This is a genomic window from Ruegeria sp. S263, from assembly GCF_056780525.1.
Genome location: NZ_CM165558.1, coordinates 1,090,320 through 1,103,927 on the forward strand (window position 1 = coordinate 1,090,320; position 13,608 = coordinate 1,103,927).

The 13,608-nt window shown below is 57.7% G+C and carries 15 protein-coding genes; 8 read left to right on the forward strand and 7 right to left on the reverse strand.

Features of this window, described 5'->3' with window-relative positions; all coding sequences use genetic code 11:
• Nucleotides 1–13: 13 nt before the first annotated feature.
• The 6 genes from ACT2B1_RS05455 to ACT2B1_RS05480 are packed head-to-tail and all read left to right on the forward strand — an operon-like array spanning nt 14 to nt 4,698.
• A complete protein-coding gene (locus tag ACT2B1_RS05455; protein ID WP_171125240.1) occupies nt 14–1,732 on the forward strand; it encodes an ATP-binding protein in 1,719 nt (572 codons plus the stop codon).
• A 2-nt stretch (nt 1,733–1,734) separates the two neighbouring features.
• Nucleotides 1,735–2,205, forward strand: coding sequence for an HPr kinase/phosphorylase (locus ACT2B1_RS05460; RefSeq protein ID WP_481668718.1), 471 nt, complete (start codon nt 1,735–1,737; stop codon nt 2,203–2,205).
• Nucleotides 2,202–3,083 (forward strand): RNase adapter RapZ, encoded by an 882-nt coding sequence (gene rapZ / locus ACT2B1_RS05465; RefSeq protein ID WP_481668719.1) that lies wholly within the window; start codon nt 2,202–2,204, stop codon nt 3,081–3,083. The genes ACT2B1_RS05460 and rapZ overlap by 4 nt, the downstream gene beginning before the upstream one ends.
• A complete protein-coding gene (locus tag ACT2B1_RS05470; RefSeq protein WP_171125234.1) occupies nt 3,080–3,487 on the forward strand; it encodes a PTS sugar transporter subunit IIA in 408 nt (135 codons plus the stop codon). The genes rapZ and ACT2B1_RS05470 overlap by 4 nt, the downstream gene beginning before the upstream one ends.
• A 2-nt stretch (nt 3,488–3,489) precedes the next feature.
• Nucleotides 3,490–3,759, forward strand: a complete 270-nt coding sequence (locus tag ACT2B1_RS05475; protein ID WP_170428736.1) for an HPr family phosphocarrier protein — start codon at nt 3,490–3,492, stop codon at nt 3,757–3,759.
• Between the two features lie 39 nt (nt 3,760–3,798).
• Nucleotides 3,799–4,698: a lysophospholipid acyltransferase family protein gene (locus tag ACT2B1_RS05480; protein ID WP_171125232.1), complete on the forward strand. Its 900-nt coding sequence runs from the start codon at nt 3,799–3,801 to the stop codon at nt 4,696–4,698.
• 74 nt (nt 4,699–4,772) lie between these two features.
• Here ACT2B1_RS05480 and ACT2B1_RS05485 read toward each other — a convergent pair whose 3' ends face one another.
• A complete protein-coding gene (locus ACT2B1_RS05485) occupies nt 4,773–5,648 on the reverse strand; it encodes a 3-hydroxybutyryl-CoA dehydrogenase (protein WP_171212605.1) in 876 nt (291 codons plus the stop codon).
• Nucleotides 5,649–5,810: 162 nt separating this feature from the next.
• On the opposite strand from ACT2B1_RS05485, the gene ACT2B1_RS05490 reads away from it, so the two are divergent.
• Nucleotides 5,811–6,632, forward strand: a complete 822-nt coding sequence (locus ACT2B1_RS05490) for a DUF6473 family protein (protein WP_481668720.1) — start codon at nt 5,811–5,813, stop codon at nt 6,630–6,632.
• Nucleotides 6,633–6,681: 49 nt separating this feature from the next.
• On the opposite strand, the gene ACT2B1_RS05495 is transcribed toward ACT2B1_RS05490, so the two are convergent.
• From ACT2B1_RS05495 to ACT2B1_RS05520, 6 genes are all read right to left on the reverse strand, one after another.
• The gene (locus ACT2B1_RS05495) at nt 6,682–7,611 is read right to left on the reverse strand and encodes an electron transfer flavoprotein subunit alpha/FixB family protein (protein WP_171126828.1); all 930 of its coding nucleotides are present in this window, start codon (nt 7,609–7,611) and stop codon (nt 6,682–6,684) included.
• Nucleotides 7,611–8,369 (reverse strand): electron transfer flavoprotein subunit beta/FixA family protein, encoded by a 759-nt coding sequence (locus tag ACT2B1_RS05500; protein ID WP_170388298.1) that lies wholly within the window; start codon nt 8,367–8,369, stop codon nt 7,611–7,613. The genes ACT2B1_RS05495 and ACT2B1_RS05500 overlap by 1 nt, the downstream gene beginning before the upstream one ends.
• A gap of 243 nt (nt 8,370–8,612) precedes the next feature.
• On the reverse strand, nt 8,613–9,185 hold the full coding sequence (locus ACT2B1_RS05505; RefSeq protein WP_171212602.1) for a cob(I)yrinic acid a,c-diamide adenosyltransferase: 573 nt from the start codon (nt 9,183–9,185) through the stop codon (nt 8,613–8,615).
• The gene (locus ACT2B1_RS05510; RefSeq protein WP_171125224.1) at nt 9,186–9,389 is read right to left on the reverse strand and encodes a twin transmembrane helix small protein; all 204 of its coding nucleotides are present in this window, start codon (nt 9,387–9,389) and stop codon (nt 9,186–9,188) included.
• Nucleotides 9,390–9,469: 80 nt separating this feature from the next.
• Nucleotides 9,470–10,297, reverse strand: coding sequence for an SDR family NAD(P)-dependent oxidoreductase (locus ACT2B1_RS05515; protein ID WP_481668721.1), 828 nt, complete (start codon nt 10,295–10,297; stop codon nt 9,470–9,472).
• Nucleotides 10,298–10,366: 69 nt separating this feature from the next.
• Entirely contained in the window at nt 10,367–10,978 is a 612-nt protein-coding gene (locus tag ACT2B1_RS05520) for an SH3 domain-containing protein (protein ID WP_481668722.1), read from the reverse strand.
• Nucleotides 10,979–11,178: 200 nt separating this feature from the next.
• On the opposite strand from ACT2B1_RS05520, the gene parC reads away from it, so the two are divergent.
• Nucleotides 11,179–13,527 (forward strand): DNA topoisomerase IV subunit A, encoded by a 2,349-nt coding sequence (gene parC, locus ACT2B1_RS05525; RefSeq protein WP_481668723.1) that lies wholly within the window; start codon nt 11,179–11,181, stop codon nt 13,525–13,527.
• Nucleotides 13,528–13,608: the final 81 nt, after the last annotated feature.

Consider the following 13,608-nt stretch of genomic DNA (forward strand, 5'->3'; position numbering starts at 1 on the left):
GTAGTTGGGCCTCGTGCGCGATACGGAACAAGCCAGCGAATTGCGGGACGGTGATGTGGTTCTGGGCGATGACTGGGTCATCCCTCAGGATCCTGACTCGGCCGAACTGGGGGCATCGCGCCGCAGTCGGAACCTATTTTCGCTGCGCGGGTCGCCGCTGGCCCGCAAAATCATCACCTTTAACCTGATTGCTCTGGTTATTCTGGTCACCGGACTGCTCTATCTGGATGACTCACGGGACGAACAGGTAAAGCAGACCGCGAGCAATCTGATGGGCGACGCCCAGTTGGTCAGCAACGTGTTCGAAGCGCAGTTGCGCCAGAATTCTGCCGCTCATTCTCTTAGCACGGCCGAGCTTGATGTTAAGGACACTCTTGCCGGGTTGAGCCTTCCGGTCGGCGGCGAAGTTTTTGTTTACGATGCCGCGGGAACTCTGATCGGCTGGACCCGGGGGGGGGCAACAAGCGCTCCCATGCCCATTCTTCTAAGGTCAGAAGCCGAAGTTCAGACCGGCAGCACCCTGATCAGCGATGCGCTGAACGCCGTCTGGAAAGGCCTGTCCAAGATATTCACCAACGCCAACCCGGATGAGGCACCAACGCTTGCACAGCGCGTGCAGTCCCTGATCCCGACCGCGCTGCAAGGACAGATGCAGGTGCAGGCCGTAAAAGATGCAGCAGGCGAAACAGTAATCGTTGCCGCCTCGCCCATTTCATTAGAGGGGTCGCCTGTCGGCGCTGTTGCGATGGCCGGACCTGCCGGTGAAATCGACGCGTTGGCCCGGCGCGAGCAAGAGCGCATTTTGCAGATGTTCGTGGTTGCGCTTTTGGTTTCAATCGGCCTGAGTCTTGTTCTGGCGTCGACAATTGCGAACCCTTTGGCGGACTTGGCCGCCGCCGCCGAGTCGGGCAAAGACCGCGGCGCGGGGGTAAATCCGGGACGAATTCGCATTCCCGACCTGAGTGCACGCCCCGATGAAATCGGTCGCCTCAGTCGGGCGCTGCGGGGCATGGTGAACGCGCTATACAACCGGATCGATTCGAACGAACAGTTCGCCGCCGATGTTTCGCATGAAATCAAGAACCCCTTGGCCAGCCTGCAATCCGCCGTTGGTACGCTGCGCATGGTCAAACGGGAAGATCAGCGTGAAAAACTGTTGAGCGTGATTGAACATGATGTCCGTCGGTTGGACCGTCTGGTCAGCGATATATCGAACGCGTCACGCCTGGATGCGGAACTGGTCAAAGAAGAAGAACAGCTCTTCGATCTGCTGAAACTGCTAGGCAATATCAGCCAGTATCTGGGAGAAGAGGCCCGGAGCAAAGGCGTGGATTACATCACCGATCTGCCGTCTCAGCCGATCGAAATAAACGGGCTTGAGGCGCGCTTGGCGCAGGTGTTCGTCAACCTGATCACAAATGCGATCTCGTTCTGCGAAAGCGGTGATGCCATTCGCGTTTGGGTGCGTCGCCGTGAAAACCGCGTTCTGATCGTCGTCGAAGACACCGGGCCCGGCATCCCGGAACAGGCGCTGACCAAGGTTTTCAAACGCTTCTATTCACAGCGCCCGGTGGAACATTTCGGCAATAACTCTGGCCTTGGGCTTGCGATCTCAAAACAGATAGTCGAGGCGCATGGCGGTGTGATCTGGGCCGAAAACATTCGCCCGACAGAGGCCGACGTTACGTCCGATCCACTTGGTGCGCGCTTTGTCGTGGGTCTGCCCGTGTAGTCATGAGCGGTCGGGCCCTCGCAGACGTCGCGCATCAGAACACTGCCATTATACATGCCACATGTGTTGCCTTCGACGGGCGGGGTCTGTTGATCCTTGGTACCGCTGGGGCAGGAAAATCGGCCCTTGCGCTGCAGATGATGGCTTTGGGCGCAGGGTTGGTTGCAGATGACAGGGTCGTTTTGACCATGGAACCTGAAAAGGTCCTGATCGATGCTCCTCCAGAGATCCAAGGATTGATTGAGGCGCGCGGCGTCGGCTTGTTGCGTGCGCAATCGGTCGGGCCAGTAAACCTGAGCTATGTTGTTGATCTGGACCAAACAGAGACAGCCCGCTTGCCAAACGTAACGGAAATCCGTGCCCTGAGGCAAACTGTTCCCTTGCTACGCGGCGCGGGTGTCCCCAATTTGGCATCAGCTTTGATGCAATTACTTATAATGGGGCGTGTAGACCCTGAATGGCCCAGCACATGACAACTCAGCGGCGCATCGTTCTGGTAACGGGACCTTCGGGCGCTGGCAGATCAACGGCGATCCGCGTTCTCGAAGACCTTGGCTTTGAGGCTATCGACAACCTTCCGATGGGGCTCTTGCTGCGCCTGCTTGAAGGACCCGCAACCGACCGTCCCATGGCGTTGGGAATAGACGCGCGGAACCGCGATTTCTCGACGATCGGGTTCATTGAACTGATCGCCAAAGTTCAACGCATGGACCATGTCGACATTTCAACCCTGTATCTCGACTGCGACGACGAAGTCTTGGTGCGCCGCTTTTCCGAAACCCGACGACGCCACCCTGTCGCGTCAGATTCAAGCCCCGAAACCGGCGTTCGCCAGGAAAAAGAACTACTCGACCCGATCCGTGAAATTGCGGACACGTTGATCGACACCAGCCCGCTGAACGTTCACCAGTTGCGCGAAGAGGTCGAGCGCTGGTTCGCGCCGCAAGGTGGACGCCATCTGGCGGTATCTATCGAGTCTTTTTCGTATAAGCGCGGCTTGCCTCGTGGATTGGATATGGTGTTTGACTGCCGGTTTCTCGCCAATCCGTACTGGCGCCCGGAACTTCGCGCCGAAGATGGTCGAAACCCGGATGTGGCGCGCTATGTTCAGTCTGACGCGAACTATGCACCGTTTTTTGACCGTGTTGTCGATTTGCTTGAACTCCTGTTGCCGGCCTATCGCGCCGAAGGCAAAGCGCACCTTTCGGTGGCCTTTGGGTGCACCGGAGGACAGCACAGATCCGTTGCTACCGCCGAGGCGGTCGCAAAGGCCCTTGCAGAGCAGGGGAAGCAAGTGGCAATTAGGCACCGCGAAATGGAACGTCGATCGTTGAATGTGAGGTCGGATTGATCGGGATCGTACTTGTTGCACATGGTGGGTTGGCTCAGGAGTACCTGGCCGCAATGCAGCATGTGGTCGGAAAACAGCCCGGCTTGGCCGCGATCTCGATCGAAGCGGATCACGATCGCGATGCCAAGCAGAATGAAATCTGTGTCGCCGCAGACAGTGTAGATGTGGGTGACGGTGTTGTCGTTGTAACCGATCTGTTTGGTGGCAGCCCATCGAACCTAAGCTTGCGCGCCTGCGCCCCGCAGGATCGACGTATCCTTTACGGTGCAAATCTGCCTATGTTGATTAAACTGGCCAAATCCCGCCACTTGCCAATCGGCGACGCCGTGCGGCAGGCGATGGAGGCTGGACGCAAGTATATCAATGCGCAAAATGTGACGTTGGACGAAGACCGGATTGATTAAGAATGACGAACCGAAGCTTGAAAATAATCAATGAAAAGGGCTTGCACGCCCGTGCCTCGGCAAAGCTGGTTGAGGTGGTCGAAGGTTTCGACGCCCAGGCCGAAGTGTCAAAAGACGGGCTTTCTGCGTCAGGTGACAGCATAATGGGTCTTTTGATGTTGGCAGCATCGCGCGGAACGACTATTGACGTCGAGACGTCCGGACCGGATGCTGAGGCGTTGGCTGATGCGCTGGAAACCTTGGTGAACGACAAGTTCGGGGAAGGGTTCTGACGGCGCCTGCTGCGACATCAAGAACGGGAAGACCAGGAATTGGCGGAAACGACGCACGAGACCAAGACAGGCCCGGTTGTGGATGGGACCGAGGACCAGGGCGAAATCTACGATCGTAGAACCCTGACCTACGCAAACTCTTTCGACGATGCCTGGACTTCAACAGCTATCCGCGCCATCGAATGGTGTACGGGCAAGCTGACCATTTTGCGTATGGTCAACAAATTCGAGAAGAAGAACGAATACTATCGCGGCCAACGGTTCTGGGGCGGCGCGCTTGAGGTTATGGGTATTAACCTGACTACACCTCAGGAACAGATTGCCCGCATCCCGAAAACCGGCCCGGTTGTCGTGGTTGCCAATCACCCCCACGGAATGGTCGACGGCATGATTCTGGCCGAACTGATCGGGCAGGTGCGCAGTGACTATCGTATCCTGACCCGCTCTGTTCTGACTGGTTTGGACGAGGCCGCGACGTCGTTCATGATCCCTGTCCCCTTCCCACATGATCCGGAAGCACAGGCCAAAATGCTTGAAATGCGCGGCAAGGCGATGGAGCACCTGAAAAATGGCGGAGTGGTCGCATTGTTTCCGTCTGGCGTGGTGATGTCGTCTGATGACTGGTTCGGCCCCGCGATCGAGCGCGAGTGGAACGTGTTTACGGCCAAGATGATTCGCCGATCGGGCGCGCAAGTCGTTCCTATCTTCTTTCCCGGCAGAAACTCGCGGGCATACCAGATCGCCAACAAAATGTCCGCGATTCTGCGCCAAGGCCTACTGCTGCACGAGATCGTTCGCTCCTGCAACAAACCTCAGTCACCGGTAATCGGTGATCCGATCTCAGAAGAAGACATGCAACTGCTCGAGCGCGACCCACGCGGCTTCATGGCTTGGCTCCGCAAGCACACGTTGGGACTTGGTGAGTCGCTTAAACCCTGATCCGTCTCTTAATCTGGCCAAAAATATCCCGGGGGTGAGGCCGGATGAAATCCGGGCGAGGGGGCTGGCCCCCTTTACCGGGTCGGGACAGGCACTTCGCCTCTATAGTCATAAAAACCGCGCTGTGTCTTGCGCCCTAACCACCCGGCCTCGACATATTTAGTCAACAAAGGGCACGGGCGGTATTTGGTGTCGGCCAATCCGTCATGAAGGACATTCATGATCGCCAGGCACGTGTCCAAACCGATGAAATCCGCCAGCTCAAGCGGACCCATCGGATGGTTTGCGCCCAGTTTCATTGATTGGTCGATGGATTGAACATTCCCGACGCCCTCATACAGGGTATAAACAGCTTCGTTTATCATCGGCATCAGAATGCGGTTCACGATAAAGGCCGGGAAGTCCTCGGCGCTGGCTGCAGTTTTACCAAGTCGGTCCACGACGGTTTTGCAGGCGCTGAATGTCTCTTCGTCGGTGGCAATTCCTCGAATCAACTCGACCAACTGCATGACCGGAACCGGGTTCATGAAGTGGAACCCCATAAAGCGTTCGGGTCGGTCTGTTCGACTTGCCAGCCGCGTAATGGAAATCGACGACGTGTTTGATGTCAGGATCGTATGTGGCTGCAAATGCGGCTGAAGATCTTCGAAGATCGCCTGTTTGATCGCCTCGCGTTCTGTGGCGGCCTCGATCACAAGGTCGGTCTGGCCCAGCTCGGGCAATTCAAGCGTGGTCTTGATGCGCTTCAGCGCGGCCTGCATTGCGTCGTCCGAGATTTTTCCACGCGATGCTTGTCGCGCCATATTCCCTTCGATCGTTGTTATTGCGCTGTTAAGTGCGTCTTCGCTGACGTCATTCAGCAAAACGTCGTAATCGGCCAGGGCAAGAACATGGGCAATGCCGTTCCCCATCTGACCTGCGCCAATCACTCCGACCGATTTTACATCCATATTCAGGTGCCTTTGTGCCACGGGTTATGGCGACAGTATCGGCAGTTTGGGGCAGGCGGCAAGAGGATCAAGCATCTGGATTTTGCTTCAAATGCGCACATTAGGAAATTCTCAAGATTTGCGGCTGCATGATGGCACCCGGGTGAAAAATGGGTGAGTGGTATGAGCTATCATCAAACAGGCTCGGGGGGACCCGAGGATGCCGTGTGCCAATATGATGGATCGCGGTTATGGTTTCGTGGGCCGCAGCGATCTTTGGATACGCATTACATGGCATGTGTCGGCGGGACCGAAACCTTTGGGCGCTTTGTCGAACGTCCTTTTCCCTCGATTCTCGAGGGAAAACTAGACCGCAGGTGCCTGAACTTGGGCAGCCTTTTCTGTGGCGTGGACGCGCTGTTGCGGGATACTGGCCTGCGATCTTTGCTAAGCGGCGCAGAGATGTGTGTCCTGCAGGCTCCGGACATTCTGGGGCAATCAAACCGTTTTTACAAAGTGCATCCCCGGCGAAATGACCGGTTCCTTGCACCTACCGATGATTTGTGTTCGCTTTACCCGGAGATCGACTTCACGGACGTGCATTTCGTGTATCACCTTGTGTCGCTGTTGAAGGGACATCAGGACGCGCGGTTTGAGGTGGTTGCTGAAGACTTGCGTAAGAATTGGGTCGGGTTGCTGCGAGAACTGTTTAACTCTCTGAAAGCACCTGTGATCCTCTTGAACCTGGATGTCCGGCGGCAGTCCGATGAATGTGAATTTGGTACAGATGCCCAGGTTCCTGTTTCAGCAGAAATGCTAGGGGCTGTCCGCCCCTATTGTCTTGATGTTGTGGACCTGTTCGTTAACGTTTCTGGCCAATCTGAAGAATTGGAAGATATGTTGTTTGGAACATTGCAGCAGCCGATGGCCGAGCACATGATCGGCCCGGCTGCACATAGGAAAATTGCCGAGACCCTTTCGCGTCGTATTCGGGACCTACAATGAAAAAAGGCCCGCCGTTTGGCGGGCCTTTTATTCAAAGCGAAGCGTGGGCTTAGCCGAGTTTCTCGGTCAGTTCCGGCACCGCCTGGAACAGGTCGGCAACCAGACCAAAGTCAGCAACCTGGAAGATCGGCGCTTCTTCGTCTTTGTTGATCGCAACGATGACCTTCGAGTCCTTCATGCCCGCCAAGTGCTGGATCGCGCCCGAGATGCCGACAGCGACATACAGGTCCGGTGCAACAACCTTACCGGTCTGACCCACCTGCCAGTCGTTCGGAGCATAGCCCGAGTCCACGGCGGCGCGCGACGCGCCAACAGCGGCGCCCAGCTTGTCGGCCAGGGTTTCGATCAGTTTGAAGTCCTCTTCCGAGCCGACACCACGGCCGCCCGAAACAACAACGCCAGCCGAGGTCAGCTCGGGGCGATCGCTTTCGGCAACCTTGTCTTCAACCCACGAGGACAGACCAGCGTCAGCACCGACCGAGATGGTCTCAACCGCAGCCGAACCGCCTTCGCCCGCCGCGTCAAAGGACGCGGTGCGGAAGGTGACGACTTTCTTAGCGTCGTTCGACTTGACGGTCTGGATCGCGTTGCCCGCATAGATAGGACGCTCGAAGGTCGAGCCGTCAACCACGCCGGACGCATCCGAGATCACCATCACGTCCAGCAGCGCCGCAACGCGCGGCATCACGTTCTTGGCATCGGTGGTGGCGGGGGCAACGATATGCTCGTATCCGTCGGCCAGACCAGCAATCAGGGCCGCAGTCGACTCCGCCAGGCGGTGACCCAGCGACTCGTCTTCAGCGACCAGAACCTTGGAAACGCCGTCGATCTTCGCAGCGGCTTCACCTGCAGCAGCGGCAGAGCCACCTGCGGCCAGAACGGTCACGTCGCCCAGTGCCTTCGCGGCATTGACGGCTTTGGCGGTGGCGTCCAGCGCCAGTTCACCATTGTTGACTTCGGCGAGAAGAAGAACAGCCATTACACAGCCCCCGCTTCTTTGAGTTTCGCAACCAGCTCGTCAACCGAGCCTACGACGATACCAGCGGCACGTGCCGGCGGCTCTTCGGTTTTGACGATTTCCAGACGGGGCGAGACGTCGACGCCGTAATCGGCGGCAGTTTTCTCGTCCAGCGGCTTTTTCTTCGCCTTCATGATGTTGGGCAGCGACGCATAGCGCGGCTCGTTCAGGCGCAGGTCAACGGTCACGATGGTCGGCATCTTGACGCTGATGGTCTGCAGGCCGCCGTCAACCTCACGGGTGATCTTGGCGGTGTCGCCTTCGATGTCTACTTCGGACGCGAAGGTGCCTTGGCTCCAGCCCAGCAGGGCCGACAGCATCTGACCGGTGGCGTTCATGTCGTTGTCGATCGACTGTTTGCCCGCCAGAACCAGACCGGGCTGCTCTTCCTCGACCACTTTGGCCAGGATTTTCGCAACGGCCAGAGGCTCGATATCCTGATGAACGTCATCGGCTGCTACAACCAGAATGGCGCGGTCAGCGCCCATGGCCAGAGCGGTGCGCAGCGTTTCCTGCGCCTGCTTGACGCCGATCGAAACGGCAACGACTTCGTCGGCCTTGCCCGCTTCTTTCAGGCGGATCGCCTCTTCCACGGCAATCTCGTCGAACGGGTTCATCGACATTTTGACATTGGCGAGATCGACACCGCTACCGTCCGCTTTCACGCGGACCTTCACATTATAGTCAATCACGCGTTTGACAGGCACGAGTACCTTCATTTTGCGCTTTCTCCTTACAAATCCGGTAAGCCGCGAAGCGACTCCACCAATGCTCTCGGGGGTCTGAATAGCGTTTCAATTCGAATGGCAACAGAGCAAAATCGTCACGTCATGGTCTTGGGACGTCGCGTTTCGTATTTTTTGACGCTACGGCGCGCAATATTATTGCTGCGTCATTAAGGGGTTCAGTGGCTGGGCCCTCTCTTCTGGCCCGGCCATTGTCACCAAGACACTGTGCCGCATTCAGCGGTTCGCGCCCGGAACCCACAACACGTCCCGCGTGCCGTTTTCATTGGCGCAGCGGGCAGCAACGAAGAACCAGTCGCTGAGGCGGTTGAGGTATTTCACCGCGACCTCGTTGACGGGCTCCATATTCGTCAGCTCAACCGCCAGTCGTTCAGCCCTGCGGGACACGGTGCGGCAGACATGCAGATGAGCCGCCAGGCGTGAGCCACCCGGCAGGATGAAACTGCGCAACGGCTCAAGTGTTTCGTTCATCACGTCAATTTCAGCCTCGAGGCGGTCAATTTGAGCGGGTACGACTCGCAGGGGGGGATAATCCGCCTCGGCGTCTTTTTCCATTTCGGGGCGGCAGAAATCGGCGCCCAGATCGAACAGGTCGTTCTGGATACGCGACAGCGCAGCCTCAACTTCGCCCTCGGCCTCGGTGCGGGCGACGCCGACAAAGGAATTCAGCTCATCCACTGTGCCATAGGCGGCCACGCGGCCCGAATATTTCGCGACGCGTTCGCCATTACCCAGCGCGGTTTTTCCGTCATCGCCGGTGCGCGTGTAGATTTTGTTGAGAACGACCATCTATTGAACCCCCTGCCCACGGAGCCAGACGTAGAGCACGATCAAAACCACGGCAATGAATTGAAACAGGATGCGAAGTCGCATCATCTTGTTGCTTTTCATTGCGGCTTCCTTGCCGCTTTTGCCGAAATTCGAGATGCCGATCGCCAGCACCACAACAACAGCAGCCATGGCCAACAGTAGAACGACCATCAGAAGGTCCATGAGTACACCGTCCGCGTTACTTGTTTCGTTGGGCTATCATCTAGCCTCTGACGTGCAAAAAGCGAACGGGTAATTTCGCCTCAGACGTCCGACAGGATGCGGTCGATTGTGCGCGTGGGCAGGATCCGTCGCAGCCACCCGGCGATATAGGTCGGCGTGGTGACATAGTAGCGGGCGCGCGGGCGTTTGGATTCCACGGCATGTGCCAGCTTGTCGGTCACCGCCGATGCCGGCAGCTCGAACCGGTCGGGCCCTGAGGATTCGTACAGTCTTTTCAACAACGAGGCTTCGTATCGGTCGCGCAGGGCCGAGTCTTGCCAATTGATGAAACGCTCGAAAACCGGGATCGAGTTTTCGCGGATTTTGGAGGTGATAGGGCCGGGTTCGATCAGGATAACCTTGATGTCTGTGTCGGCTAGCTCCAACCGCAATGTGTCGGTCAATCCTTCGACCGCATATTTGGTTGCCACATAAGCGCCCCGCCAAGGATATGCGACCAGACCGAGAACAGACGAGTTTTGAACGATTCGCCCGTGCCCCTGCGCGCGCATGACGGGGATGACCTGCCGCGTGAGGTCGTGCCAGCCAAAGAAATTGGCCTCAAAGATCGTGCGCAGGCCATCTGTTGGCAGGTCTTCCACCGCACCGGGAAGACCATGCGCGCCATTATTGAACAATGCGTCGAGCGTGCCGCCTGTCTTATCCAGAACATCCTGCAGGCCGGACGTGATGCTGTCACTGTCGGTATAGTCGATACGGGGGCTTTCGAAACCCTGCGCCCTCAGACGGTCGCAGTCACGTTGCTGCCGACATGAGGCAAATACGCGCCAGCCGCGCGCCCGCATACCATGCGCCGCGTCCAGCCCAATCCCCGAAGAGCAGCCGGTGATAAGAATTGTCTTCTGCATGGTCTTCCTGCCTCTCGCCTTGCACCAAAGCTATGGCGGGGCAGGGGGCAGGACAATGTCAGCGCCGCGTCAATCTGCGGTTTTTCTGACCAGAGATGCGGAAATCCATCCGACCTGTTGCTCGGGCAACACGCGCAACCTTAGCCAGCCGGTGCCTGAATCGCTGAGGACTTCAACCTTTTGGCCGATGGATGCTTTGCCGATGACGGGATAGATCGTCCCCGGACCGTCGCGCATGTTCACCCGCGTTCCAGAGATCTCGCGGATGTCCTTTTGTGGTTCTTCGTAAGCTGATGGTTCCAACACCTCTTCGGGCTGGGTTTCAGCGATCTGGCGCAACCCGGTTATGCCGTCTTCGAGGGACGCCAAGGTGATGTTGGCGCTTTGATCGGCAAAAGCCGACAGGCCCGAGAATGTCTCAAGGCTGGCGGGTTCCGGCAGGATTTCCACGATCTCTTCTTTCGCCAAGATCGGCTTCACCAGTACGGTTGGCGTACGTAGGGCGACATTGGTCACCAATTGCTCGGCGCGGGTGTGTTGCAATGGCACAGGTTCGGGCGCAACGGCCACGCGCTCGGGTTGGGCGGTGCGCAGTCCGCGCGGCTCAAAATCAGGGCCGCCGCTCATGACGTAAAAACACCATCCGAGCGCGGCAAAAGTAACAAGAACAAGGCGCGACATGGCGCATCCCCCGGTAATCGAAAAAGGTAAAATAGGCAGCAGTTCAATTAAAGAGAGCCTACCATAATTCACGATCGGAGTCGAAAGATTGGGGGAAATCCTAAGCTTGCCTCCCCCTGTTGCAAAAAGCGCCACTTGTCCCCAGCAAAATGCGCGCTGGTTGCTTTACCGCGGCGCGCTTGCGTCGTATCACATCATATATGAACGACACGATCGACGACCCCAACATGGAGGCCCCCGATGGCGGGGGCGAGGTAGCTGAACCGCTGCGCCGAGCGATTGGCGAACGCTATCTGACTTATGCTTTGTCGACCATCATGCACCGGGCCTTACCGGATGCGCGCGATGGTCTGAAGCCGGTTCACCGGCGAATCCTTTATGCCATGCGTGAGCTGCGACTCAGCGCGACGGGGGGATTCCGTAAGTCGGCCAAGATTTCCGGCGACGTGATGGGCAACTACCACCCCCATGGCGATGCCGCGATTTATGACGCGATGGCGCGTCTGGCGCAGGACTTCAACGTGCGCTACCCACTTGTCGACGGGCAGGGGAATTTCGGCAATATCGACGGCGATAACCCGGCCGCCTCGCGGTACACCGAGGCGCGGATGACTATCGTGGCCGAGGCGCTGCTTGAGGGGCTGAACGAAGACGCTGTCGATTTCCGCGACAACTATGACGGTACGCTGACTGAACCCGTCGTGCTGCCCGCACAGTTCCCGAACCTGCTGGCCAATGGCGCTAGCGGTATTGCGGTGGGGATGGCGACGAACATTCCTCCGCACAATATCTCAGAGCTGTGCGATGCCTGCCTGCATCTGATCAAAACGCCGGATGCGCGTGACGACACATTGTTGAACTACGTGCCCGGCCCCGACTTTCCGACAGGTGGCGTGATCGTCGAACCACCTGAGAACATCGCGCAGGCCTATCGCACCGGGCGCGGGTCGTTCCGCCTGCGCTGTAAGTTCGAGGTTGAAGATCTGGGCCGTGGCCAGTGGCAGATCGTTGTCACCGAGATTCCCTATCAGGTTCAGAAATCCAAGCTGATCGAGAAGATCGCGGAACTGATCCAGACCAAGAAAATCCCGATCCTCGGCGATGTACGCGACGAATTTGCCGATGACATCCGCCTGATCCTTGAGCCGCGCTCTAAGAACGTGGACCCCGAGGTGTTGATGGGAATGCTTTATCGCAATTCGGACCTTGAGGTGCGGTTTAGCCTTAACATGAACGTGTTGATCGACGGCGTGACGCCCAAGGTCTGCTCGATGAAAGAGGTGCTGCGCGCTTTCCTCGATCACCGGCAAGAAGTTCTGCTGCGTCGTTCGCGTCACCGCATGGCGAAGATCGACCACCGTTTGGAGGTCTTGGAGGGCTTTATCGTTGCCTTCCTGAACCTTGATCGTGTGATTGACATCATCCGCTACGACGACGACCCCAAAGCCGCGCTGATGCGCGAGGATTGGGGCATCGACCATGTCCGGGCTACTGATGAGTTCGACTATGTCTCGCCCAAACCGGGCGAGGGCGAGTTGTCCGAGGTTCAGGTCGACGCGATCCTCAACATGCGCCTGCGCAGCTTGCGCCGTCTGGAAGAGATGGAGCTGGTCCGCGAGCGCGATGAACTGATGTTGGAACGCGCCAACCTCGAAGACCTGCTGGCCGATCCCGCCCTGCAATGGGCCAAGATCGCCGAGCAGTTGAAAGAGACCAAAAAGACCTTCGGCAAAGACTACGAAGGCGGTGCGCGCCGCACCCAATTTGCCGAAGCCGGGAATGTCGAAGAAGTAACGCTTGAGGCGATGATCGACAAGGAACCGATCACGGTTGTGTGCTCTCAGATGGGGTGGATTCGCGCCATGACGGGTCACATTGACCTGAAGCGTGAGCTCAAGTTCAAGGATGGCGACGGCCCGCGCTTTATCTTCCATGCTGAAACCACCGACCGTCTGCTGGTTTTTGCGTCGAACGGGCGTTTCTACACGGTCAGTGCGGCCAACCTGCCCGGCGGGCGGGGTATGGGCGAGCCGCTGCGCCTGATGGTGGACTTGCCGAACGAGGCGCAGATTATCGACATCATGATCCATAAGCCGGGGCGCAAGCTGCTGGTGGCCTCGGATGCTGGCAACGGTTTCATGGTGCCAGAGGATGATGTTTTGGCCCAGACCCGCAACGGCAAACAGGTGCTGAACGTCAAGGGAGACGAAACCGCGATGATCTGCAAGCCAGTTGAGGGCGACCATGTGGCCGTGGTGTCCCAGAACGGTAAGTTTCTTGTGTTTCCCGTCGAAGAGCTGCCCGAAATGGGGCGCGGCAAAGGTGTACGTTTGCAAAAATACAATATGGCGCGCGGACGGCAGGGAACACTTGAGCTGGATGGGGGGCTGTCGGACCTCACGACCTTTGATTGGGCAGAGGGACTCAAATGGTCCATGGGAGGGGATAAAACCCGGCATGAGGCCGATATGTCCCAGTGGCTTGCGAAACGCGCCAGCGTTGGGAAAAAGCCGCCATATGGTTTCCCGAGGGACTATAAATTCTCGTGATCGCACCGCCGCGACAGTCAAATTCCGTCGATGCAGCTTGGCACAAGCCCGGTTGGTGCGCTAAGTCAAAGAAAAACAGGC

Coding starts and splice junctions, on each gene's coding strand:
- ACT2B1_RS05490 (WP_481668720.1), top strand. CDS start 5,811: ATGAGCTATCATCAAACAGGCTCGGGGGGACCCGAGGATGCCGTGTGC.
- ACT2B1_RS05485 (WP_171212605.1), bottom strand. CDS start 5,648: ATGGATGTAAAATCGGTCGGAGTGATTGGCGCAGGTCAGATGGGGAAC.
- ACT2B1_RS05510 (WP_171125224.1), bottom strand. CDS start 9,389: ATGGACCTTCTGATGGTCGTTCTACTGTTGGCCATGGCTGCTGTTGTT.
- ACT2B1_RS05495 (WP_171126828.1), bottom strand. CDS start 7,611: ATGGCTGTTCTTCTTCTCGCCGAAGTCAACAATGGTGAACTGGCGCTG.
- ACT2B1_RS05520 (WP_481668722.1), bottom strand. CDS start 10,978: ATGTCGCGCCTTGTTCTTGTTACTTTTGCCGCGCTCGGATGGTGTTTT.
- parC (WP_481668723.1), top strand. CDS start 11,179: ATGAACGACACGATCGACGACCCCAACATGGAGGCCCCCGATGGCGGG.
- rapZ (WP_481668719.1), top strand. CDS start 2,202: ATGACAACTCAGCGGCGCATCGTTCTGGTAACGGGACCTTCGGGCGCT.
- ACT2B1_RS05505 (WP_171212602.1), bottom strand. CDS start 9,185: ATGGTCGTTCTCAACAAAATCTACACGCGCACCGGCGATGACGGAAAA.
- ACT2B1_RS05475 (WP_170428736.1), top strand. CDS start 3,490: ATGACGAACCGAAGCTTGAAAATAATCAATGAAAAGGGCTTGCACGCC.
- ACT2B1_RS05500 (WP_170388298.1), bottom strand. CDS start 8,369: ATGAAGGTACTCGTGCCTGTCAAACGCGTGATTGACTATAATGTGAAG.
- ACT2B1_RS05460 (WP_481668718.1), top strand. CDS start 1,735: ATGAGCGGTCGGGCCCTCGCAGACGTCGCGCATCAGAACACTGCCATT.
- ACT2B1_RS05515 (WP_481668721.1), bottom strand. CDS start 10,297: ATGCAGAAGACAATTCTTATCACCGGCTGCTCTTCGGGGATTGGGCTG.